Raw genomic sequence first — 22243 nt, forward strand, 5'->3', positions numbered from 1 at the left:
ACAATGGCGTCAAACCCCTCGCCGATGGACAGGGAGAATCGCCATGAAAGCCATTGTTTACCGGGCTTTTGGACAACCCAACGTGCTGGAATGGGTGGATGACTGGCCGGAGCCCACCGTTGGCCCCGGGCAGGTCCAGGTGAAAGTGCGCGCCGGCGCACTCAACCCCAAGGATATCCTGTTGCGCAAGGGCACGTTCCGTTCCTTCCTGGGATTTCTCGACCGCGAACCACTCCCACGGATCAGTGGTCTCGACATGGCCGGTGTGATCACCCGGGTGGGTGACCAGGTTCGTGGCCTTGTGGTGGGCCAGCCGGTTTTCGGCATGAGCAACCGATTCCATGGAGGCGTGCATGCGGAATACGCTGTGCTTGAAGCCGACGAGGTAGCGCCCTGTCCGTCAGGGCTGGCCTTTAGCGACGCGGCGGCCATACCCTTGGCCGGCTTGACCGCCTTGCAGGCACTGCGTGATTGCGCCGGAGTGCAGCCGGGTCACCGGGTTCTGATCAATGGGGCTAGTGGCGGCGTGGGTCATTTCGCGGTACAGATCGCGCGCAATCTTGGCTGTCATGTCACCGCCGTGTGCAGTGAACGGAACCTGAAATTCGTGACTGAACTGGGGGCCAACGAGGCGGTGGATTATCAGCAGACACCGGCGCCCGCCATCCCCGGACCCTTTGATGCGGTATTCGATGTCTTCGGCAATTACCGGGCCCGTGATTTCAGCGACAGCCTGACCCGGGGTGGGCGTTATGTGAGTACGATTCCCGGTGCGCGCAGCCTGCCCGCCGAAGGCCTGGCCCGGGTTGGTGTTCAGAAGCGCAGCCGGCTGGTGGTCGTGCACTCGAACCGGGCGGATCTGGACGTGTTGCGCCAGTGGGTGGAAGAGGGCAGGCTCCGCGTTCATGTTGATGAAGTGTACCCGTTTTACCATGCCGAAGAAGCCCACCGTCACATCGAGACCCGCCATACCCGGGGCAAGGTGGTGATGGAGGCGTCTTGCTGAGAGGATCATGACCGAGGTTCGTGAGGCGTCAACGCTGGTATTGGCACGTGATGGTGCCACCGGCCCGGAGGTCCTTCTGATGCGGCGCACCCATGAGGCGGTCTTCCTGCCAGGGTTCGACGTGTTTCCTGGCGGGGCGGCTGGGACGCTGGACGAGGCGCCGGTGGACCGCACTGCGGCGCTTCGTGAGTGCTTTGAGGAGGCTGGTGTGCTCGTGGTCCGGGGCTCGCTGGGTGGTTTGATCACTCACACGGTGTCTGAAAAGGCTGAGCGCCAGCGGCTCGATGAAGCGCAAGTGTCACTGGCGGATTACTGCCATGCCAGGGGGCTGGCGCCCGCTACGGACGGGCTTGTGTATCTGGGCCGCTGGCTCACACCCCCGGGGCCGCCACGGCGTTTTGATACCCGGTTCTTCCTGGCCCCGGTGCCAGCGGGCCAGGATGCCTGGCCTGATGGCGCCGAGACGGTGGCGGCTTGCTGGCTGACGCCGGAACAGGCCCTGGCGGACCATGCACGCGGGGAGCGCCTGATGGTGTCCCCAACCCTGGGGATGCTGCGCCAGCTCCGGGGCTTCCGTTGTGTTGCGGATCTCATCGCATCGCTGGCCGGGTCAGCCCCTTATGAGGCGCCGACCGAGCCCTGGCCGGTGGGTGATGGTCTTGTGGCCGCCGGTGACCCCGGCTATGACGAAGCCCGGTTTCTGGACCCGCAAGGGCGAGGGGCAACAACCGGGCGCATCGAGCCGGGCGAGCCAGTGCCCCTGACGCCGGCCATAACCCGCCTGACGGCGCCCAATCCCGGCACGATGACCGGGCCGGGTACCAATACCTATATTCTGCGTGTTGGCGGGCAGGTGCTGGTGGTCGACCCGGGACCGGATGACGAGCGCCATGTGGAGGCGGTTCTGGCCGCCGCTGGCGGTCGGGTCGATCGCATTCTGCTCACCCATACTCATCTGGACCATTCGCCGGCCAGCCACCGCTTGAGGGCGCGTACCCGTGCCCAGCTTGTTTTCCAGCGTCCCGCTGGTGGCCTCGCGCATCATGATTATGACCTTGAGCCGGACCATGAACCGGAGGATGGCGAGTACCTTGCGCCAGGGCTGCGGGTGCTGCACACACCGGGGCATGCGGTGAATCATCTGGCGTTTCTCTGGGAACCGGATCGTGTGCTACTGGCCGGGGATCTGGTCATGCAGTCCTCCACCGTGGTCATTGATCCGCCGGACGGCGACCTGGGGGACTATCTGGTAACACTGGAGCGTTTGTTGGCGGAGCCTATAGCCCATGTGCTGCCGGGCCACGGTCAGCTTATGGCTGAACCCCAGGCGGTTTTCGATTACCTCATCACCCATCGTCATCTGCGTGAGCACAAGGTCCTGAGCTGTCTGACGCAGGCACCGCAAGGCCTGGATACGGATGCGCTTCTGGAGCGGGTCTACGCGGATGTTCCGGCAGCCATGCACCCCGTGGCCGCGCGCTCCATGGAAGCTCACCTTCAGAAACTGGCGGATGAGGGCCGTATGGCGCGTGCTGGTAAACGGGTTTGGCTGGTGGGGTGAGCCCGCTGCCTCAGTCGGTGTCGCTTTCCGGATCGTCGGCGATCAAGACACAGTCCCGGCCGCTCTCCTTGGCCTGATAGAGCGCATCATCCGTGCGCTTCAGCCAGTGTTCCCAGCTTTCGTTGGGGTGCAGGTGGGCCGCGCCAAACGAGGCCGTCACAGGGCCGTCCGGGCTTCTGAGGGTGGAGCGGATCTTTTGGCGTAATCCGTGAACCACTGCCTTCATGCCCGTGTGGTCAACGCCGGGCATCAGCAATACGAACTCTTCGCCGCCGAAGCGGAACAACTGGTCGCTCTGGCGGGTATTGCGTTCCACCATGCGCGCGAGGTTCACCAGGATGTCATCGCCCAGGCCGTGGCCATGCTCGTCGTTGATGGCCTTGAAATGGTCCAGGTCCAGCATGACCAGCGCATAGGGGGTTGCGGTACGGCTGGCCGTGGATACTGCCAGTTGCAGGGCATCGTCCATGGATCGGCGGTTGCGGACGCCGGTGAGCGGGTCGCGCCGGGCCAGCACCGCCATTTCCCGGCGTTGCTGCTGGTTGCGGATGGCAAAGATGAAGGCGCAGGCGCTGACAACCGTGGCCGTGGCAAAGTACGCCCAGAAGCTTTCCCCGGAGGCCAGGGACGTGCCGTAGATCATGATGGCCACAACCATGGCGGTATTCAGTGAGATGGCGATGACCGGGCGCGTCAGGAAAAAGCTTGCCACCAGTATGGGGTAGCTCCAGAGGTGGCCCACTTGCGGCAGAATGGAGCCTATGAGGGCGCCTGCCGCACAGCAGAAAACGGCCAGGACAAAGCCGGTCCGCTCCGTATCGCCGGTAATCCAGGCATAGATGACACTGATGATGATGCCGAAGGAAATCAGGGAATCGGCAACGCCGGCCACGTAGTTGGCTTCCATGAACCGGTAGACGGCAAAGGGAATGATGCCAAACAGCGCCGCGGCGCCGAGCAGGGTGATGATCGACAGCTGGAAGTCGGTGCGCAGCCTTCTGAAGGCAATCGCGACGTTGGGCGTTGCTAGCAGAGGGGCCCGGACCGACTTATTGTTCGCGTTAACGGCCACAGCATTGACTCATTGGGTCTCTGGGGAGTGGGCCTTACTGTAGGACCGCTTATGGTCCCCATCAAGTAACGCCGTCAAATGATGTTCAATGGCAAATACGTGAGGGTCGTGCACTTCCAGCTCGCGCAACGCCCGGGCCAGTTCAAGGACATAGTCGCTGTTGGCCCCGCTGGGTCCCTCGGAGACCGCCACATGCCGTGCTATGTCGGACTCCGGCGCCGGACCCAGCCACGCGGCGTTGTCTTCGGTGGCGATGTAGACCAGGCCGTCAACCTCGCCACCGTCTGCCAGCATGAGGGGGCGCACCAGCCGCAGGTAGCCGTTCTTCTCACGCACGTCCAGTTGATCAAAAACAGCCGGTTTGACCCGGTAAGCAAGCCCGGTGCAACTGGCCTGTTCGTCCGCAACCAGGGTGGCGACACGTCCTGGCGATTGCGGGGTTCCGCGGTGGTCATGGGAGCCCTGCCAGAAGCGGCGCTTCCAGCCCTGGATGGTCGCGGTACGGGTCTCGAGGTACTCAAAGCCGGCCTTGTAGATCAGGGAGCCGTAACCGAAGAGCCAGACCGGACGCTCGCTGGTTGGCAGCTGATCCTTGTTTCGGTTGATGGCAATCGTATTGGCACTCATAACTTCGCCATCCTACGGGACTGGGTTCAAAACGGCCACCACCAGTGCCCTTTGTCCTGTGAGGCCAGTTGCTGTTGCCGCTGCTGCTCAAGTTGCTTGAGCTTGCGATCCGCTTCCAGCGGGCGGGTAGGGCCTCCGCCCCAGGGCCAGTACCAGGGGGCGTGTCTGTAGTCGCCTTGCTGTTTCATCCGCTCGATCTCTTTCCGGCGCTCTTCCAGAAGGGCCTGGCGCCGGCGCTGGTAATCCGCCTCGCGATTATCCGCCACAATGGAGGTGCCGGCATGGTTGGTGGCCAGCAGTACGCTTTGCATGAAGCGGGTCTGGCGCAGCTCTTCCATCGCGGATTCCTGGGCGACAAGGCGCGCGGCACCACGGCTCAGGGGGTGGTCGGCCGGCAGGCGTGGGTCCAGGGAGTCGGGTTCGCTGACCTCGGAGTAGCGCAGGAAATAGATTTCGCCGGCTTTCATCGTCAGCTCGGCATCCAGAATGTGGGAAAAGGGTGAGCCCACGCCTTCGATGCCCATGAAGGGGCGGTGCATGTCCAGCTCACGGGTGCCGGGGAGAATTTCCAGCCAGGTGTAGCCGCCACTGCGCAGGTTCACGTAATGGTGGCCGTCCACATAGAAGCTTGGGGCCATGAGTTCCGCGTCCCCCCAGTCCGATTGCGGCCGGTACAGGTAAAGCAGGGCGTGATTGTTGCTGTCCCAGCGGTGTTTGGGAACCGGGCGGAAGCGGTCCCCTTCCACGTCTCGCAGGAAGGCGCCGGCATCATGGCCTATGGACTGCTGGATCGCGCAGCCGCCAAGAGCCGGAAGCAGGATCAGCAAAAGGAGGATGCGGACGGGGTTGTTCATTCCCATGCGTTTACTCGCGGTGGTCTGTATGCCAGGACCAACCCTATCACCCGCTTGCCACCTGGATCTGAGAGCTAGCGCAAGTGATGGCGAGAAACCCGTCTGGCTTTTCCCCATCGAATGGCGCCATTTTTGCTTGTATTGGTTTGACGAAGGCTGATCGGTCTCAGGCGCTTGCCGCAGTGGCGTGAAGGCGATGCGCCATCTATGGTTTTGGAAGGGTCACCTGGGCATTTTTTGAACGCAAGGGTAAGGGTTATGGGGAACGGTATTGAAGAGCGTCTTGGTGTCCGCGGCAAGGTTCTGGCTGCCCCTGTCCTGATCCTGTTGCTGTTCGCGGCGGTCACCCTTCTTTCCTCCCAGCGGTTCAGCCTGCTGGATGAGCGATTGGATACCGTCAGCCAGGAGCTGGCTCCGGAAACACAGCTGGCAGTGGACATCCTCAGCGAAATGTACCGGGTGCGATTGCGGGAACTGCGCTATACGGCGGACCCACAGTCAGGTGTTCATGAGTCGTATCGCGAGCACGTGGCCTCGCTGAAGGAAGCCCTGGATGCGGCGGAAGACGGGATGCATACGGAGGAACAGCAGGCGCTCATTGACGGTATCCGGCAACGGCTGAACAAGTACAACAACGCGTTTAATAACGACGTCGTCCCGGCGTTCAAGGCCAATGACCGCCTGCTGCGCGATGTGCTCAATGTCGAGGGGCCGGAGGTCAGCAGTGAACTCAATGAGGTTGCGGAAATAGCCGCCGGGGACGGCCAGGCCGAACTGGTCCGGGTCATCATGGCCCTGTCCGAGCGGTTCAACCGTGTCCGCCTCGATACACAGCGTTATCTGGCTGAGCGCGATGATGCCGCCAATCAACGCATCAATGAATCACTTTCCGAACTGAACGACTTTCTCGACAATAAGCCGGCATTGCAGAAGTTGCCCGGGGAGTTGGGCGGCCTGATGGATGAGGCGCTTTCAGGCATATCGGATTACAGCGAGGCGGCCCGGTCGCTGTCGGACAACGTGGAGCGGGCTCAGCGGGCGAGTGCCGGGACACTGAACAAGCTTGGCCCGGCGATTTCCGAAAGGTCCCGGGATCTGGAGGCAACCGTCTCCAAGGCCATGGATGACCTGGTTGAGCAGGCGGATCAGGAAAGTGATTCCGCCACCACCATGATCTACTGGGCGTTTGGGGCTTCGCTGGTGCTGGGCATTGCCGTGGCCCTGCTGATCGGCCGCATGGTGACAACCCCCATCGTAAGGGCACGCCAGGAGATCCGGCGCTATCTCAGTGACATCGCCAGCGGCCATGGCTACCTTGGAACCCGGCTCACGCCAGCCCGCAATGATGAAGTGGGTGACTTCATCGCGGCCGTGAATGAATTCCTGGCCACACTGGAGGACACCATTTCCCGGGTGGTGCGTTCGGCCAATACGCTGGCGACCCAATCCAGCGAACTCAATACCATCACGGACCGCACCGAGCAGCGTTCGTCCCAACAGCGGGACCAGATCCAGCAGGTATCGGTAGCCATGGAAGAAATGGTCTCCACGGCCCAGGATATCGCCAAAAACACCGCCGAGGCCGCTGAGGAGTCCAACACGGTGGCGGGGACGGCCTCGAACGGCCAGGAAACGGTAAACCATACCATCCAGTCGGTGGAGCAGCTCGTGCAGCAGTTGAATAACGCTGGCGAGACCGTCAATCAGCTTAACCAGGATTCCGAAGAGATTGGAAGGGTCCTGGATGTGATCCGCAGCGTCGCGGAGCAGACCAACCTGCTGGCGCTCAACGCCGCCATTGAGGCGGCCCGAGCGGGCGAGGCGGGCCGTGGGTTCGCGGTGGTGGCGGATGAGGTGCGCAACCTGGCCAAACGGGTTCAGGAGTCCACCGGTGAGATTGAGACCATTGTGGGGAAACTGCAGAACGGCGCACAGAGTACGGTGACGGTGATGCAGCAGTCCCAGAGCTCGGCGAATGAAACCCGTGACCAGGCCAGTCAGGCGGGTGAAGCACTGGAAGGGATTGCCGGGGCCGTGGAGCGGATCACCGGAATGGCCAACCAGATTGCCAGTGCCACCGAGCAGCAGCGGGCAACGGCCGAGGATACAACCCAGAATGTGACTCGAACCAGCGAGGCCATTGATGATCTGAGTCAGGATGTGGCCAGCGTGAATGAAACAGCCACCCAACTGGCGAAGATGAGCAATGACCTGAATGAGATTGTCAGCCGTTTCCGCAAGGAGTGAGCCAGAGGCGGGCCATCGCGTTGAAAAAGGGCACAAAAAAAGGGGGCTCCGTAGAGCCCCCTGTTCCGATCCGCGAGGATCGCTACCAGCTTACTTGGCCGCTTCGCGCGCCGCCTTCAGCCACTTGTCGACCTTCTCACGATTGTCCTCGATCCACTGAGCGGCGAGAGGCTGGACTTCTTCGTCATCCAGATCCTTCTCGCTCATCTTGCTGTCCACCTGGCTGATCCACTTCAGCGGAACCTCTGCCTGGCGGAACAGCTCTTCAGCCGCCGGGTTCTCCTTGAGGAACTTGTTGTTGGCCGCCACCTGGATGTCAGCTGCTACGAAGCCCATCTGGATGGGATCGGTCACGGCGCCACTGATGCCGGATGCCTTTTCGTTCTCGCTCTCGAGGATGCCGGGCGCGTTGACCCACATCACGTCCTCACCCGGAACCAGCTTCAGGATCCACGCGCTGGGGCCCCAGGTCATGTAGAGGGTTGGATTGCCCTGCTCGATCTGGGACATGGCTTCCGTGAAGTTGGCGGAATAGCCGGCATCCACGTGGTCAATGCGGTCGCCCAGATCAAACTTGTCGATCATGGCGTTGATGCCTTCGTGGCAGCCCCAGCCGGGCGGGCAGCCGTAGAGCTCAACCTTGCCATCGCCGTCGTGGTCGAAGGCTTTGCGGGCTTTGTCGTTGTTCACGATGTCCATGATGCCTTCGATGTCATACTTCTTCACGGCTTCCTTGTTGACCAGGTAGCCCTGAATACCGCAGCCCTTGCACAGCGGATCGAAGATGGTCCCGTGCTTGTCAAAGTTGTCGGGCAGCTGCGGGTTGTGGAGCGGGAACCAGCCGTTCGGCCAGTAGTCCACGTCGCCTTCCTTCATGGCCAGGTAGGCCACAGGGTTCTGGAGCGAGATCGGATCCTCGACATTATAGCCCAGTTCGCCCAGCAGTTCCCTATAGACCCAGCTTACCGGGACTGCTGAGGTCCATGTAGCGACAGCCGGCTGGACGGTTACGCCCTCACCGGGCATGGATTTGTGGTCGTCGGCCTGGGCACTGACCGCCAGAGAGCCCACAAAGGCCAGTGCCAGCGCTTTCAGCGAAATGGATTTCAGACGTTTCATAATACGTTCCTCCGTATTTGCTCTTATTGGACTCACGTCGTTGTGAGCTGTGTCGTCCCACGGGTACCGGCGACGCCGGTACCCGCACTTCACAGATGGATGTCAGTCCCCATTCTGGGCCCGGTTGCCCGGCGCCTTTTCACCAAGCCCCTGCGTGATCCGGTCAAGCACCATGGCCAGCAGGACGATGCCCAGTCCGCCGACAAAGGCCTGGCCGATATCAAGCCGGTTCAGCCCCTGGAAAACCAGCAGCCCCAGGCCGCCGGCACCAATGATGGCCGCGATGACCACCATCGACAGCGCCAGCATGATGGTCTGGTTGAGCCCGGCCATGATGGTGGGCATGGCCAGGGGGACCTGGATCTTCCACAGGATCTGGCTTGGCGTGGAGCCGAAGGCGGTTGCCGCTTCCGTATACTGGCCTGGAACCTGACGGATCCCCAGGTTGGTGAGTCGGATGGTGGGCGGCATGGCAAAAATGATGGTTGCGACCAGCCCCGGCACGTTACCGATGCTGAACAGCATTACCGCCGGCACCAGGTAAACGAACGGTGGAGTGGTCTGCATGATGTCGAGTATCGGCCGCACGAAGGTGTAAGTCAGATCCTTGCGCGAGCACAGGATCCCGATGGGTACCCCAATCACCAGGCAGAACAGCACCGAGGTAATGACCAGTGAGAGCGTGGTCATCAGCTCGTCCCAAACGCCCATGAAGCCGATGAAGGCGAAAGCGACCACGGCAAAGACGCCCACTTTCCAGGAGGCCGCACGCCAGGCGATGACGAACAGACCGGCGAGCACGGCCAGTGGTGGCGTGGAAGTCAGCGCCCACTGGACCCATTCCATAACCGTCTTGACCGGCGGGCTGACCCAGCTCCGGAAGAAATCCCGGAAGGTGGCCACCAGCCAGTCGACAAATTGGGTGACCCAGTCATCGATGGGCAGGTCCACCAGTTCGAACGGGTTGCCCAGGGAACCGCTGAGCATTGGGATCAGATCATTCATGATGTAAGCCTCAGTCGTCCTGTGCGTAACCGTGTTTCTCGAGAATGCCGTGGATCAGCTCCGGCTCGTCGATGATGCCCTTGAGGCGCCCTTCGGTGTCCTGAACAAGAACCGGAAGCTCGGAGTAGGCACGCCCGCGCAATACCCGTTTGAGGACGGTATCCGTGGTGCAGAAGACGGCCGCGTCCGTGTGGCGCTCCGGGACGCCCTCGCTTTCAACGATCTTCTCCTCCAGTTCATGGAGGCTGACGTCGTTGCCCTCGAAGCGCATTTTTGCGAGACGGCCATCGGCGTCTACGTGGAACTCCACGTCGATGTAGCCGCTGCGGTGCCAGACCTGGTTCCCGTCCTCCTCGCGCAGGGTGCTGAAGTAGCGTTCGCTGAACGGCAGGGCCACCGTTTCCGCCGTGATGACGCCGGTCGGGTCCGCCTGCTCCACGAATTTGGCAACGTACTCCGTCTTGGGATTGACCAGGATCTCTTCCGGGTTACCCACCTGTACGATCTCGCCCGCATCCATGATGGCGATGTGATCACCGATGCGCATAGCCTCGTCCAGGTCGTGGGTGATGAACAGGATGGTGCGGCCCAGTTCCTGCTGGATCCGCATCAGTTCATCCTGCATCTGGACCTTGATGAGGGGGTCAAGCGCGGAGAAGGGCTCATCCATCAGCAGGATGTTGCCCTCGGTGGCCACCGCCCGGGCCAGGCCCACCCGCTGCTGCATGCCGCCGGATAGCTCGTCCGGGTAGTGGTTTTCCCATCCCCCAAGGCCAACCATTTCCAGGAACTTTTTGCCCAGTTCCTCACGTTCCGCCTTGTCGCGCCCCTGGACTTCCAGCCCGTAAACCACGTTGGAGAGCACGGTCCGGTGGGGGAAGAGGGCGAAATGCTGGAACACCATACTCAGGTGCTCAGCGCGGACCCGCCGCAGGGTGGCAGCGTCCATCGCCGCGATGTCCAGTTCGCCGTGCTTGGGATCGTTGAGGATGATTTTACCGAAGGTGGGCTCGATGAGGCGGTTGATGCAGCGGATGAGCGTGGATTTGCCGCTTCCGGAGAGCCCCATGATGCAGAAGACCTCCCCGGCGCCAACCTCAAAGCTCGCGTTGTTGACCCCGACGACGTGGCCGGTTTCAGCCTGGATTTCGTCTTTGGACTTGCCCTGGTCCAGAAGAGGCTTCACGGATTCCGGATTGGGTCCGAATACTTTGGTGACGCCTTCAGCCCGTATCACTGCAATAATACCCCGTGGTCTGATTAGATAGAGACATCCAGAAGGCGGTGCGCGGAAGGATTACTGGTGCGTAACCGCCCGATCATGGTGTACGAACCTATACGTATTGAGATCAGAGGTCAAATATGAGGGAGCCGGTGCCGCAGTCCTTTGAGGCGCTCAAAAGCCGTCACAGAGCCATTCGTGGCCATCTTCCGGACGCTCTGGACCTGCGGGCCCACCGCGCCCTGAGCTGGCTCCAGCGGGCGGAACTGTGTGATGACGAGGATGGGCGTTTCATCTTCCTGTGGATCGCGTTCAACGCCGCTTACGCTCAGGAAATGCGCCTGGAGGAACCCATGCCGGAGCAGAGGGTACTGCGTGAGTTCCTGGAAGGGCTGGTTGCTCTGGATGCGGACAAGCGCCTGTCAGCAGTGGTCTGGACGGCCTTTCCCAGTGCCATCCAGATGCTGTTGAACAATCAGTACGTGTTCCAGCCGTACTGGGATTGCCAGAACGGGCGCCGGCCCCGCGGGGAGTGGCAGGGGCTGTTCGAGCGCGCCAAGGTGGCGGCTTCCCGGGCACTGGGTTCGGATGACACTGCCCGCGTGCTGGGGCTGGTGTTCTCAAGGCTCTATACGCTGCGCAACCAGATGATGCACGGCGGCTCCACCTGGAACAGTTCCGTGAACCGGGAGCAGGTCCAGGATGGCGCGAACATTCTTGGCCAACTGGTGCCCGTGATCATCGATATCCTGATGGCGCACCCGGAGGCGGACTGGGGCGAACCGGGCTACCCCGTGGTGACGTCAGGCGCCTGACTCGGGGCCCAGCAGGGCCTGGATGCGCTGGCGCAGTTCAGGTAGACACCTGTTCTCAGTGTGAGTTCGTCGAATCGGGCCTTTTCGTTCATGGTGACGCGTTACATTCGGTTGGGGTCTGGACAGGTAGTCTTGGCGACGGTAACCTTCTTGACACAGTAAGTCCTACACAGGATGGAACCTGACTTAAACTCAAGGAGAGAGTTCATGCCTGAAATCCGCTTTGCCCGTAGACAGACGACCATCAACGGTCTCATCGGCGATGATCCGGAAGCCGTGGAAATGTTCTGTCACGTCAATGGCGTTGGTAAACATGACCGTATACGTCCAACGCGTGCCTATTCCCTGGATCTGGATGACTCCCAGGCAAAAAGAATCGTTGCCCACCTGAATAGCCTTCCCCGGGAAAAGCGCGACACGTTGGCTCGTGGAGCCGGTGAAATGGGTGAGGATCTGCACGCCTTAGCGGCTTTTGCCGAGGCGAACCTGAATTCCGACAAGCTGAAGATGATTAACAATTTTGTGGATTCTGGAAGTGGTGTAGCTGCGGCGCGCCTCAATAAGTTCCAGAAAGCTGTGGCGGAATACCAGAGGGCGCTCCTGGCGTTAAGGAAGGGCGTCAAATCCGCGCACGGCCCTGGCATGGGAGCACGAGTCCATAAGATGAAGCAGAATGCGCGCATCGCTTTCCAGAAACTGGAAAGCCAGTACCGGCTGGAGTTGGAGCGTTTTGCCCCGAGGCGTTGCGCGCAAAAAATCGAGGTAATGCCCTGAGTAACGCCGAGAGGGGGATAACTCTGGCTAGTCGTGACGCGCGGTCTGGGAAGGTTGATCCCAGGATCAAAGTTGCGGATTTTACTCAAGCGAGCAGGATGGCCTCGATTTCAAAAGTCCTGAACAATCTCGGTCGTACAGCGGTAGCCCTGGATGCTGGCTCGCGGGTTTATGGGGTAACCCAGACGCGGGAAGAAGGAGGGGAGTGGTTACGCGAAAGCGCAGTCCAGATGACTGGATTTGGAGCAGGAGGTGCGTCCGCTGGCCTTGCCGGGAAAGCAGTTTTTGCTGGCGGTTCTTTGTTAGCGGTGAATGCTGGGCTGGTGGTAGCAGGTCCTGCGGGATGGGCAGTGTTGGGCGTTATTTTTTGCGTGAGTGTTGTAGCCGGCATCGGAGTGGGTTATTACATGGACCAAATTGGGCAATCAGTTGCAGAGTTAATCTGGGATAGAGGCTGGTCGTGAGCTTTTTCTTCGGAACTATTGAGGGCCTGTTTGCAATAACGTTTGTCCTGTTGATTATGGCTATGGCGTTTTCCTGGATTGGTTTCGCGCGGTTGTCCATGGCGCGGATTGAACGTGAAATGAAACAGGATGGGCTGGAAAGGCCCTGCCCCTGGGATGGTGTTGGCTACAGGGCGCTTTGGTACGCTTATGCCATCGTGTTGCCAGTGGGGAAGTTGAATCCATCAAATGATCCAACCATTGATGTGCCGACTGTACGGCGTTATGCAACGTCATTCGACCGCAAGCTTGGTTTGTTTTTCATGATCGCCGGATACCTGTTCGTGGTGGTAGGGCTGGTGGGGGGGATCGCTCTGGATCTTCATAAGTGAGGCTCGGGGCCCAGCAGGGCCTGGATGCGTTGGCGCAGTTCGGGTAGCAGTTCGGCCTCGAACCAGGGATTGTTCCGGAGCCAGGCGTTGTTCCGCCACGAGGGGTGGGGCATGGGCAGTACTGCCGGCTCGCTGCCTTCGTCCAGAATGGTCCGCCAGTTGGCCACTGTGGCGGTCAGTGTCTTTTCCCGGTGACGCTTGGGCAGGTGGTACCGCTGGGCGTATTGGCCGATCACCAGGATCAGCGAGAGATTCGGCAGGGCCGCGAATACGGATTCATGCCAGGTCTCGGCGCATTCCCGCCTCGGGGGCAGGTCCCCACCCTTACTGTCATACCCCGGAAAACAGAATCCCATGGGCACGATGGCGAACTGCTGCGGATCGTAGAAGCGGTCTTCGGAGACGTTCAGCCATTCCCTGAGCCGCACGCCCGAAGGGTCGAAGAACGGCAGGCCCTTCTGGTGAGCCTTGTTGCCCGGCGCCTGGCTGGCGATGCATACGCGCGCCCCGGCACCCGCCTGCATCACTGGCCGGGGTTCATGGGGCAGAGGCGGGCCATGCGCCGGGCAGTCACGGCAGATCCGGCACTGGTGAATGGATTCTTTAAGTAATTCAATTTGAACGGTTTTATGGTTCATTTCAATGCCGTAATACCTCTTGAAATTCCCAGCCTGTTTCTTTTGAAATCCGGACAGTCTGAGCGATCAAAACCTCAATCGGCAGGTTATCGGATTCCGATGCAGGGAGACCAACCGGATGATTGAAATCGAGCACCTGACCAGACAGTACGGCGACCTGATGGCCGTTCGGGACGTCGGGTTCCGGATCGAGCGTGGCGAGGTGGTGGGGTTGCTGGGGCCCAACGGGGCGGGCAAGACCACCATCATGAAAATGATGACCGGCGCGCTGGAACCCACTTCCGGGACCATCAGGGTGGATGACCATGTGATGGGCGAGGCCACAGCTCGCATTCAGCAGCGCATCGGGTATCTGCCCGAGAACTGCCCCCTCTGGCCCGAGATGACGGTCATCGACTACCTGGTGTACATGGCGGAGCTGCGCCGTATCGATCCGGCAAAACGCAATCAGGCGATCGCGCGCGCGATCCGGCGGACCGATCTGGCCGAGAAAGCCGAGGACCGTATCGACACGCTCTCCCAGGGGTATCAGCAGCGCGTTGGCGTTGCCCAGGCATTGCTCCATGAGCCGGACATTCTCATCCTCGACGAACCCACCAACGGGCTGGATCCCTCCCAGATCCACCAGATGCGCGACCTGATCCGCGACCTGGCCCAGGACGCCACCGTTATTCTCTCCACTCATGTGCTCCAGGAGGTTCAGGCGGTCTGTGAGCGCGTCCTGATCATGCGCAGCGGCAGGCTGGCGGTGGATGAACGGCTCGCTGACCTGACGGCATCGGAGGAAGTGGACGTGGTGCTCTCCGGCGCGGAGCAGCCCGTTGCAGCCCTGGAAGCGGTATCTGGCGTTAGCGGCGTCACCGATGTTGGGCCTGACCGCGGAGGTCATCGCTTGCGTCTGGCCGCCACGGATGAGGCGGTACCAGCGGCCGTGGCGGCCCTGGTTGAGGCCGGCTTCAGAGTGCATGCCGTCGAGCCCCGTCGGCGGGATCTGGAAACCCTGTTCGAAAGCGTGATCCAGGAGGCGTCCCATGCGTGAGACCTTCCAGGTATGCCGAAAGGAATTCCGCAGCTTCTTTGCCTCGCCAGCGGCCTATCTGTTACTGGGCGTATTCCTCGTTGCGGTTCATTTCACCTTTTTCTGGGGCGAGGCGTTTTTTGCCCGCAACACGGCCGATCTCCGGCCCCTGTTTGAGTGGTTCCCCCTGCTGCTGATCTTCCTGGTCGCCGCGCTTACCATGCGCAGCTGGTCCGAGGAACGGCGCTCCGGAACGCTTCAAACCCTTCTGACCGTGCCCGTCAGCCCCGGCAGCCTGATCGCGGGCAAGCTGCTGGCGGGCCTGGCGCTGCTGAGCGTGGGCATTGTGCTGACCCTGCCCCTACCCATCACGGTTTCCCTGCTGGGGCCGCTGGACTGGGGGCCGGTGATCGGGGGCTATGTGGCCACCTTCTTTCTGGGGCTCGCCTATCTGGCCATTGGCCTTTGTATGAGCAGCCTCACCAGTAACGCGGTGGTATCGCTGATACTGACCACGGCCACCTGTGGCGTGCTCTATGTGATCGGTGCGCCCGTGATTACCAGTCTTTTCGGTTACGGCATCGGGGACTGGCTGGAGCAGTTCGGTACCGGCAGCCGGTTCGATGACATCACCCGTGGTGTGCTCGATGTCCGGGACCTGTGCTATTACCTCACCGTTGCGGGGATCTTCCTGGCCCTCAACCGCCTGTCGCTGGAACGGTTGCGCTGGGCGGGCAACCCGCGGAACCGTAACCACCGGGTCTGGGGTGCGGTTGCGGCGCTGGCGGTCGCCAACCTGGTTCTGGTGAACGTCTGGCTGGCCCCGGTTAACAGCCTGCGCGCGGACCTGACCGAGGGCAACCGCTACACGCTGTCAGCCACCACGCTGGAGAGCGTGCAGACGCTGCGCGAACCCGTCACCATCCGGGCCTACTTTTCGAGCAAGACCCACCCCATGCTGGCGCCCCTGGTGCCCAGGCTCCGGGACCTTCTGAACGAATACGCGGTGATGACGGACCAGAAGGTGCGCGTCCGCTTCGTGGATCCTACAAAGGACAAGGAGGCGGAAAAACGCGCGGCCAACCGTTACGGCGTGGAGCCCGTGCCCTTCCAGACCAGCAGCCGCTATGAGTCATCAGTGGTCAATGCCTACTTCAATGTGGTGGTTGAATACGGCGATCAGCATGAAACGCTCGGCTTTCGCGACCTGATCCGTGTTCAACGGGGTAACGGTACCGAAATGGATGTGGCCCTGAAGGATCCGGAATACGAGATCACGCGGTCCATCCGTAAACTGGCCGGGCAGTACGCGGGAGGAGGCAACCTGCTGGCACGGCTGGATGGCAATGTTGAGCTCACCGCCTATGCCTCGCCCAAGGACCAGCTGCCCAAGCCGCTGGCGGAGCTTCGAGGGAAGCTGGGCAAGCTGTTCACCACCCTGGGGGATGAATCCAACGGCGGCCTGGCAACCGAGGTTGTGGCGCCCGACCAGAAGACGGAACAGCGGCTAACCGATCAGCTGAACCTGAAACCCCTGGTGGCGGGCATCAATGATCCGAATCCGTTCTGGTTCCATCTGCTTCTGGAGCGTGGCGAGCAGCGGGTTGAGGTCACACTGCCGGAGGAGCTGAGCAAGGCCGCGCTGCGGCGTAATATTGAAGCATCGCTCAAGCGCATCACCCCTGGTGCTCTCGATACGGTTACGCTGGTAACCCCTGAGGCGCAGGCTCGGGGCCGGCGCCGGATGGCCGCCCAGGGGCCGCGTTTCAGCCGGTTGAACGAGGCGCTCTCCGAGTCCATGCGTGTGGAGACCAGCCAGCTCAAGCAGGGCCGAGTGCCGCCTCAAACGGACCTGTTGATGGTTATGGCCCCGGACAAGCTGAATGACAAGCAGCTGTTCGCCGTGGACCAGTTCCTGATGCGGGGTGGGCGCGTGGTGATGGCCACATCCCCGTACCAGGTCTCCGTAGGCCGGTCATTGCGGGCCAGCAAGCACGACTCGGGCGTGAGCCAGTGGTTGCAGCATCACGGCCTGACCGTCCGTGAACGGCTCGTGGCCGACGCGCGCAACGCCACGGTACCGCTGCCCGTGACCCGGACGGTATCCGGACGCCGGCTGCGTGAGATCCGGATGCAACCCTATCCCTTCGCGCCGGATCTGAGGGGCGATCAGCTCAACCCCGAATCGCCCATCACGGCGCCCATGAACCAGTTGATCATGCCCTGGGCATCACCAATCAAGGTTGATACCAAGGCCAACAGTGAACGCACGGTCACGCGGCTGGCGACCAGCTCCGGCCAGAGCTGGCTGCAAAAAAAGGCCTCGGTACTGCCGGATTTCCAGGCCCATCCGGAAACCGGGTTTGACCGTTCCGAATCCGTTGGGTCCCAGCCGATGGCGGTCAGCGTCAAAGGGCGTTTCAAGTCCTTCTTTGCTGATAAACCATCTCCCTTGCTGGCTGATCAGGAGGAAGAGTCCGACGCTGAGGCATCCGGTAAGGGCAAGAAGAGCAAGGAGAAGGGCAATGGCGAGGAGGCGCCCCAATACACCCGGGTGATTGAGCAGTCACCCGCGTCAGCCAGCCTGGTGCTGGTGGCCAGCAATGCCTTTGGCTCGGACGCCACGCTGCAGTTGCTGTCGCAGACCACGGGGTCACTCTACAGCAAGCCGCTGACCTTCCTGCGCAACGCCGCGGATTGGTCCCTTGAGGATCCGGCGCTGCTCGCGTTGCGGGGCCGCAGCCACGAGGCCCGGACGCTGGCGCCGCTGAACGCCCAGGCCAAGCGTTATTGGGAATACGGCAACTACGCACTCAGTGGCCTGGGGCTTGTCCTCATCTGGGTGTGGCGGGTCCTGGCGCGCCGGCGCGACGCGGCGTTTTACAGAACGATCAAGGCGGAGGTGTGAGTCATGGTCAACGCGATCCGTATTCTCAGCCTGCTCGTGGTGGTTCAGCTGGCCGTCGTGGCGGTGTTCTACTGGCCCGCCTCCGGCACTTCCGGGGAAGCGTCCGGGGGCTCATTCCTGGATGTGGCCAGTGATGCGGTCGCCGGCCTTGAGCTTGAGGGCCCCGATGGCAGCGTGCGGCTGGAAAAAACAGAGCAGGGGTGGCGCATCCCTGCCCTGAATGAGTTGCCAGCATCCCAGGACTCGGTCAGTAAACTGCTTGAGGGGCTGCGCAATGCGCGTCCCGGCCTCGCGGTAGCCCGCTCCGAAGACGCGGCTCAGCGCTTCCGCGTTGCTGGTGATGACTTTGAGCGCCGCCTCACCGTCTCCCTGGCGGACCAGGACCGGAAGCCGGTTCTGTTCTTTGGCGATACCCCAGGCGCCGGGGAGATCTATGCCCGCCGCAAGGGCGAGAACAGCGTCTTCCGGGTCGGCGTGGGCACCCACATGATGCCCTTGGAGGCGGACCAGTGGCTGGCCAAGGACCTGCTGAGCCTGAACCAGCAGAAGGTCCAGTCCCTGGCGGTTAACGACATCCGTATTGAGCGTGCGCAGACGGAACCGGATCAAGACGGTGGGGGCGAGGCACCGGAGCCGGAATGGAAGGCCGTATCCGGGGTTGCCGATGACGCCGAGCTGGCTCCCAAAGCCGTATCGGACCTGGTCAGTCGGGTAGCGGCCCTGCGGATTTCCGGGGCCGCTGATGATGGTCAGAAGGTACCGGAGGGTGAGCCGACCCTGGGGCTCCGTATCGGGACCGAAGGCGACGGATCAAGGCAGTATCGGTTCCATGCTGGCGGCAAGGGAGAAGATGCACTGTTGGTGACGGACGGGTACGACACGGTGTTCACCGTCAATACCTCGGTTTTGGACAGCCTTCAGAAAGCAGCCGGCGTTGAGACCCTTACCACCTCATCTCAGAGCAGTGGGGCCGGCTCCGATGATGGAGGAGACCAGTCCGCCTCCGACTCCGACTCCGGCTCCTGAAGGAACCGACCCGGCCCGTTGCGATGGCACCGGCTGCTGGGAAGCAGCCAGGTGTCAGGTTCCAGGTTCCGAAGCCCTGCAACTGCAGCGGGCTCATCTCACGGGCGTTACTGCGTGCCATCGCCCAGCCCCGATCCGGCGCCAGCATGGCTGCGTCACCCAGGTCGTTCCAGCTCTAGGCGCGTTGCAGTACCAGGGTGCGCAACTGCTCGTTCAGCGGATATACCACCCGGCTGGCGGCGCGCTCATCGCAGCATTGGATCTTGATGGAGTGGTTGAAGGCAGGGGCAAAGCCCGATACGGTTTCAACCATGACGGATGGCCTCCTGGTGTTGGCTTCTCAGCCCAACTGTTTGATCAGCCAGGAAATTACCATCCGTCATTTTATTGTGCAGCTGTTGCCGGTGAATAAAACGGGTTCAGGTGGGCGATCGATTTGTGAGCTGGATCACGGGATTTCCGTGGTTGCCGAAGTGAAAACCGGGCAGCGGCGACTCATCGAGTTCTTTCTTTCGCCCCTGTTGCGCTACAAGGAAGAGAGCCTGGGAGAGCGCTGACGCTCCGTAGGAGCGAATCAGCGCTTGATAGGGCTTTCCGGGATGAAAAGTGACGAGACCAAACAATGTCAGACTTCAATGATGTGCAATCTGTTCTCAAGCTTCTGGACCACAGCAAAGCCAATAAGGCTTGGTTTGACGATCGGGAGCTGGAGGCCGGTTACCATTCCGTAGAATTGAATGGGCAAAAATACAAAGGCCAGCGGGACGCGGAGCAGCGTTTGGAAAAGCTGGGCCTCGACTTCGCCGGTAAGGTCGTTCTGGACATGGGGTGTTCCAACGGGGGGTTGCTGCACCGGATTGCACCTGAGATTGAGCTCGGGGTGGGGGTGGACTACAACCCCAAGAGCATTAATGCGGCCAATGCCGTAAAAGCCGCTGAGGGGATGGATAACGTTCACTTCTACGTTCATGACTTGGACCGGGACGAGCTGGGCCTCTTGCCTCACTTTCTCCTGGGGCGATCGGTTGATGTCTGCTTCTTTTTGAGTGTTGCGCTATGGATTGAAAACTGGCAGTCGGTCTTTCGCCATTGCGCCTCCATCAGTGATGTTCTGGTGTTTGAGAGCCACGGAAATGAGATACAACAGCAAAAGCAACTGACCTTTATTCAGTCGCAGTACAAGCATGTGGAGGTCAGAGCAGAAGCCTCGGATGACGACCCTACTTATGTTAAGCGTAAGCTTTACCTGTGTACTGGGTGGCTTGGGAAGGAAACCCCTGAGGGAATCGTTGAGCAAGTAGAAGCTTCTAAATCTTTTCAGCTGTTTCAGTCCCACAGCGAAGATGCCGTCCGTGAAGCTTATGAGCAGGCTTTCCCGGAGGAAACGGCGACTGAGATCGAATTCCATCCTAATACCCATGAAAGCATCGTCGCGGAGATCAATGGGGCCTATATCGTCAAATTCCCCCGCCCCAGTCGTGGGATGGACGGTATTTTGGGGGAGAAGGCGATTACGGACCTTCTGCGCGAGCGGGTTGACGTGGCGATTCCGAATATGGATATCAGGACAGCGCCAGTCGCCTTGGCCCGTTACCCCAAGCTGGCTGGCGAGATGCTCAACCGCAAGAAGCTCGCCTCTCTGAGTGATGCGCATAAGCAACGTATCGCCGACTCGCTTGCGGCATTCCTTCATACTCTGCATTCAATCCCGGCTGAAACGCTGTCGACTGCTCAGATAGCCGGTAATCCTTCCTGGTTCATCGATTGCGACCAGATCGAGGAGTTTCTCATTGGTGCCAATGATCACGTGATTCGTAACCTGGCCCCGGAAGTGGTCAAAAATCACCGAGCTTTGAAAGTCCCGCGGGAAAACCGGGTGTTTGGGCACTTTGATCTGCATGGCAGCAACGTGTTGGTTGATAAAGCTCATCAGCAGGTAACTGGCGTGATTGATTTCGGTAACTGCAAGGTGGGGGACATCCACCAGGAACTGTCCACCATGAACCTCAGTTCGCCGGATATGGCCAACCGGATCATCAACGCCTACGAGGTCCTTTCCGGCTGGCAGGTCAATCGGGTATTGGTGGATCACTACACCACCGTTTTTTACCTCAACCTGCTGGCGGGCATGCGTCGTCGGCGGGAGCTCCAGCATTACGACTATTGGCTCGCCAGGCTGCACGACTGGTACGACACCATGCTCGCCCGCCGCGCCCGGAAGCGGTTGGAATCGCGCCCGGCGGTCTCCAGCATGCACCCTCAGTGGCGTGAGTGGCTGGCCTCCCAGCTGCTGGCGGGCGTCGAGCGCCGGGTCATCCAGGCGGTATTGCGCGAGCAGGGCTACTCAGACCTGGACATAGCCGCCGAGCTGCTGGCCGCCGCTGAACACCCTTTCCTCAAGGCGGGCCAAGGGGTTGCCCATCTGCTGAAGAAACGGAACTGGCTGCTGGAGGTGGCGGACCAGCTCGGGCGGCTGGATCCTCATTACGCCACCACAATCGAGACACGTTCCGCCCCTGATTTCGACACGTTTGTGCGCGACTATTACAGCAAGATGCGTCCGGTGGTGCTCAAAGGCGGCATCGACCACTGGCCGGCCCTGGGTAAATGGACGCCCGATTACCTACGGGAACAAATCGGGAATGCCGAGGTTGAAATCCAGTGTGGGCGTGAGGGCGACCCCGACTACGAGCGCAACGCCCGCAAACACAAAAAAAGTGTCTTGATGAAGGATTTCGTCGATAGGGTACTGGCCGGCGGCGCGACCAATGACTACTACATGACCGCCGGCAACACGCGAAAGAGCTATGAAAGCATCCAGTGTCTCTTCGATGACGTGGGAGACTTCCATCAAGGCTACCGCCAGCCGGATTCCATCCACACCCACAATCTACTCTGGTTCGGGCCGAAGGGCACCTACACGCCCCTGCATCACGACTTGACCAACAACATGCTGGTGCAGCTCTACGGGCGAAAGAAGGTCACGGTTTATCCGCCGTTTCAGGTGCCGTTTTTGTACAACGAAAAAGGCGTTTTTAGTGAGGTGGATGTACGTGCTGTGGATCAGAGCCTCTATCCGCTGTTTGATAAGGCTCAGGCCATGGAAGTGATTCTGGAGCCGGGGGACGCGATTTTCTTGCCAATTGCTTGCTGGCATGTGGTTGAGAGTTTGGATGTGGCAATCAGTATTACTTTTACCGACTTTAATGGACGTAATGAGTATTACAGTGGGTTTCCACGGTGACTTGCGTTTCTGCGTGTACAGGGCCTGGGTTCTGTGTTTCTAAGGGTGGTGTTAATGCAATGGTATCAACTTAAGCGCAAAATGGCGTGCTAGGAAAAAGGAGCAGTTGAGGTTGGAAAAGAAGAAGGTGAAGCCCTCGTTAGGGAACATTTGACAGTGGTGGGTGCGACAGGGCCAATGCCATCAACTTAAGAAATTTTCCCCAAAATATCATATAATTAGGGCTCACCAACCGGAACGGGAGACACGGTTTTGAGCCAACAATACGACCC

Annotated in this window: 19 protein-coding genes; 11 read left to right on the plus strand and 8 right to left on the minus strand. The window is 60.7% G+C overall.

Annotated elements, in window-relative coordinates:
* The first annotated feature begins 43 nt into the window (after positions 1 to 43).
* Both AC1RQI_RS12350 and AC1RQI_RS12355 read left to right on the plus strand, forming a co-directional pair.
* Positions 44 to 1006 carry an NAD(P)-dependent alcohol dehydrogenase gene (locus AC1RQI_RS12350; RefSeq protein WP_416632667.1) on the plus strand — a complete coding sequence of 321 codons (963 nt, stop codon included), beginning with the start codon at positions 44 to 46 and terminating at the stop codon, positions 1004 to 1006.
* Between the two features lie 7 nt (positions 1007 to 1013).
* Positions 1014 to 2567, plus strand: a complete 1554-nt coding sequence (locus AC1RQI_RS12355; protein ID WP_481905023.1) for an MBL fold metallo-hydrolase — start codon at positions 1014 to 1016, stop codon at positions 2565 to 2567.
* A 10-nt stretch (positions 2568 to 2577) separates the two neighbouring features.
* Here the strand turns inward: AC1RQI_RS12355 and AC1RQI_RS12360 are convergent, their stop codons facing one another.
* The 3 genes from AC1RQI_RS12360 to AC1RQI_RS12370 are packed head-to-tail and all read right to left on the minus strand — an operon-like array spanning position 2578 to position 5126.
* On the minus strand, positions 2578 to 3639 hold the full coding sequence (locus AC1RQI_RS12360) for a GGDEF domain-containing protein (RefSeq protein ID WP_481905024.1): 1062 nt from the start codon (positions 3637 to 3639) through the stop codon (positions 2578 to 2580).
* Between the two features lie 9 nt (positions 3640 to 3648).
* Complete coding sequence (locus tag AC1RQI_RS12365) at positions 3649 to 4266, minus strand: gamma-glutamylcyclotransferase (protein ID WP_416632664.1); 618 nt, start codon at positions 4264 to 4266, stop codon at positions 3649 to 3651.
* A 26-nt stretch (positions 4267 to 4292) separates the two neighbouring features.
* Positions 4293 to 5126, minus strand: a complete 834-nt coding sequence (locus tag AC1RQI_RS12370) for a DUF2846 domain-containing protein (RefSeq protein WP_481905025.1) — start codon at positions 5124 to 5126, stop codon at positions 4293 to 4295.
* 252 nt (positions 5127 to 5378) lie between these two features.
* Between AC1RQI_RS12370 and AC1RQI_RS12375 the strand changes: the two genes are divergently transcribed.
* The gene (locus tag AC1RQI_RS12375) at positions 5379 to 7367 is read left to right on the plus strand and encodes a methyl-accepting chemotaxis protein (RefSeq protein ID WP_481905026.1); all 1989 of its coding nucleotides are present in this window, start codon (positions 5379 to 5381) and stop codon (positions 7365 to 7367) included.
* 90 nt (positions 7368 to 7457) lie between these two features.
* Here the strand turns inward: AC1RQI_RS12375 and proX are convergent, their stop codons facing one another.
* The 3 genes from proX to AC1RQI_RS12390 all read right to left on the minus strand — a co-directional run bounded on the left by proX (position 7458) and on the right by AC1RQI_RS12390 (position 10728).
* The gene (proX, locus tag AC1RQI_RS12380) at positions 7458 to 8486 is read right to left on the minus strand and encodes a glycine betaine/L-proline ABC transporter substrate-binding protein ProX (RefSeq protein ID WP_481905027.1); all 1029 of its coding nucleotides are present in this window, start codon (positions 8484 to 8486) and stop codon (positions 7458 to 7460) included.
* Positions 8487 to 8588: 102 nt separating this feature from the next.
* A complete protein-coding gene (locus AC1RQI_RS12385) occupies positions 8589 to 9491 on the minus strand; it encodes an ABC transporter permease (RefSeq protein WP_481905028.1) in 903 nt (300 codons plus the stop codon).
* A gap of 10 nt (positions 9492 to 9501) precedes the next feature.
* A complete protein-coding gene (locus tag AC1RQI_RS12390; RefSeq protein WP_481905029.1) occupies positions 9502 to 10728 on the minus strand; it encodes a quaternary amine ABC transporter ATP-binding protein in 1227 nt (408 codons plus the stop codon).
* 125 nt (positions 10729 to 10853) lie between these two features.
* On the opposite strand from AC1RQI_RS12390, the gene AC1RQI_RS12395 reads away from it, so the two are divergent.
* The 3 genes from AC1RQI_RS12395 to AC1RQI_RS12405 all read left to right on the plus strand — a co-directional run bounded on the left by AC1RQI_RS12395 (position 10854) and on the right by AC1RQI_RS12405 (position 13137).
* A complete protein-coding gene (locus tag AC1RQI_RS12395; protein ID WP_481905030.1) occupies positions 10854 to 11528 on the plus strand; it encodes a hypothetical protein in 675 nt (224 codons plus the stop codon).
* A 207-nt stretch (positions 11529 to 11735) separates the two neighbouring features.
* The gene (locus AC1RQI_RS12400; protein ID WP_481905031.1) at positions 11736 to 12302 is read left to right on the plus strand and encodes a hypothetical protein; all 567 of its coding nucleotides are present in this window, start codon (positions 11736 to 11738) and stop codon (positions 12300 to 12302) included.
* A 460-nt stretch (positions 12303 to 12762) separates the two neighbouring features.
* Positions 12763 to 13137 carry a hypothetical protein gene (locus AC1RQI_RS12405; protein ID WP_481905032.1) on the plus strand — a complete coding sequence of 125 codons (375 nt, stop codon included), beginning with the start codon at positions 12763 to 12765 and terminating at the stop codon, positions 13135 to 13137.
* Here AC1RQI_RS12405 and AC1RQI_RS12410 read toward each other — a convergent pair.
* Complete coding sequence (locus tag AC1RQI_RS12410) at positions 13128 to 13775, minus strand: uracil-DNA glycosylase family protein (RefSeq protein ID WP_481905033.1); 648 nt, start codon at positions 13773 to 13775, stop codon at positions 13128 to 13130. The genes AC1RQI_RS12405 and AC1RQI_RS12410 overlap by 10 nt on opposite strands.
* A 118-nt stretch (positions 13776 to 13893) precedes the next feature.
* On the opposite strand from AC1RQI_RS12410, the gene AC1RQI_RS12415 reads away from it, so the two are divergent.
* From AC1RQI_RS12415 to AC1RQI_RS12425, 3 genes are read left to right on the plus strand one after another with little or no spacing between them, the layout of a single operon-like run.
* Entirely contained in the window at positions 13894 to 14814 is a 921-nt protein-coding gene (locus AC1RQI_RS12415) for an ABC transporter ATP-binding protein (RefSeq protein ID WP_481905034.1), read from the plus strand.
* Entirely contained in the window at positions 14807 to 17701 is a 2895-nt protein-coding gene (locus tag AC1RQI_RS12420; protein ID WP_481905035.1) for a Gldg family protein, read from the plus strand. The genes AC1RQI_RS12415 and AC1RQI_RS12420 overlap by 8 nt, the downstream gene beginning before the upstream one ends.
* A 3-nt stretch (positions 17702 to 17704) precedes the next feature.
* On the plus strand, positions 17705 to 18727 hold the full coding sequence (locus AC1RQI_RS12425; protein ID WP_481905036.1) for a DUF4340 domain-containing protein: 1023 nt from the start codon (positions 17705 to 17707) through the stop codon (positions 18725 to 18727).
* A gap of 175 nt (positions 18728 to 18902) precedes the next feature.
* Here AC1RQI_RS12425 and AC1RQI_RS12430 read toward each other — a convergent pair whose 3' ends face one another.
* Positions 18903 to 19040 (minus strand): hypothetical protein, encoded by a 138-nt coding sequence (locus AC1RQI_RS12430; protein WP_481905037.1) that lies wholly within the window; start codon positions 19038 to 19040, stop codon positions 18903 to 18905.
* Between AC1RQI_RS12430 and AC1RQI_RS12435 the strand changes: the two genes are divergently transcribed.
* Positions 19039 to 19284, plus strand: a complete 246-nt coding sequence (locus tag AC1RQI_RS12435) for a hypothetical protein (protein WP_481905038.1) — start codon at positions 19039 to 19041, stop codon at positions 19282 to 19284. The genes AC1RQI_RS12430 and AC1RQI_RS12435 overlap by 2 nt on opposite strands.
* Positions 19285 to 19349: 65 nt before the next feature.
* Positions 19350 to 21971 carry a cupin-like domain-containing protein gene (locus tag AC1RQI_RS12440; protein WP_481905039.1) on the plus strand — a complete coding sequence of 874 codons (2622 nt, stop codon included), beginning with the start codon at positions 19350 to 19352 and terminating at the stop codon, positions 21969 to 21971.
* Positions 21972 to 22243: the final 272 nt, after the last annotated feature.

Source organism: Salicola sp. AFF1 (assembly GCF_056783195.1).

Coding starts and splice junctions, on each gene's coding strand:
- AC1RQI_RS12435 (WP_481905038.1), top strand. CDS start 19,039: ATGACGGATGGCCTCCTGGTGTTGGCTTCTCAGCCCAACTGTTTGATC.
- AC1RQI_RS12420 (WP_481905035.1), top strand. CDS start 14,807: ATGCGTGAGACCTTCCAGGTATGCCGAAAGGAATTCCGCAGCTTCTTT.
- AC1RQI_RS12430 (WP_481905037.1), bottom strand. CDS start 19,040: ATGGTTGAAACCGTATCGGGCTTTGCCCCTGCCTTCAACCACTCCATC.
- AC1RQI_RS12400 (WP_481905031.1), top strand. CDS start 11,736: ATGCCTGAAATCCGCTTTGCCCGTAGACAGACGACCATCAACGGTCTC.
- AC1RQI_RS12440 (WP_481905039.1), top strand. CDS start 19,350: ATGTCAGACTTCAATGATGTGCAATCTGTTCTCAAGCTTCTGGACCAC.
- AC1RQI_RS12355 (WP_481905023.1), top strand. CDS start 1,014: ATGACCGAGGTTCGTGAGGCGTCAACGCTGGTATTGGCACGTGATGGT.
- AC1RQI_RS12425 (WP_481905036.1), top strand. CDS start 17,705: ATGGTCAACGCGATCCGTATTCTCAGCCTGCTCGTGGTGGTTCAGCTG.
- AC1RQI_RS12365 (WP_416632664.1), bottom strand. CDS start 4,266: ATGAGTGCCAATACGATTGCCATCAACCGAAACAAGGATCAGCTGCCA.
- AC1RQI_RS12410 (WP_481905033.1), bottom strand. CDS start 13,775: ATGAACCATAAAACCGTTCAAATTGAATTACTTAAAGAATCCATTCAC.
- AC1RQI_RS12370 (WP_481905025.1), bottom strand. CDS start 5,126: ATGGGAATGAACAACCCCGTCCGCATCCTCCTTTTGCTGATCCTGCTT.
- AC1RQI_RS12395 (WP_481905030.1), top strand. CDS start 10,854: ATGAGGGAGCCGGTGCCGCAGTCCTTTGAGGCGCTCAAAAGCCGTCAC.
- AC1RQI_RS12350 (WP_416632667.1), top strand. CDS start 44: ATGAAAGCCATTGTTTACCGGGCTTTTGGACAACCCAACGTGCTGGAA.
- AC1RQI_RS12375 (WP_481905026.1), top strand. CDS start 5,379: ATGGGGAACGGTATTGAAGAGCGTCTTGGTGTCCGCGGCAAGGTTCTG.
- AC1RQI_RS12385 (WP_481905028.1), bottom strand. CDS start 9,491: ATGAATGATCTGATCCCAATGCTCAGCGGTTCCCTGGGCAACCCGTTC.
- proX (WP_481905027.1), bottom strand. CDS start 8,486: ATGAAACGTCTGAAATCCATTTCGCTGAAAGCGCTGGCACTGGCCTTT.
- AC1RQI_RS12415 (WP_481905034.1), top strand. CDS start 13,894: ATGATTGAAATCGAGCACCTGACCAGACAGTACGGCGACCTGATGGCC.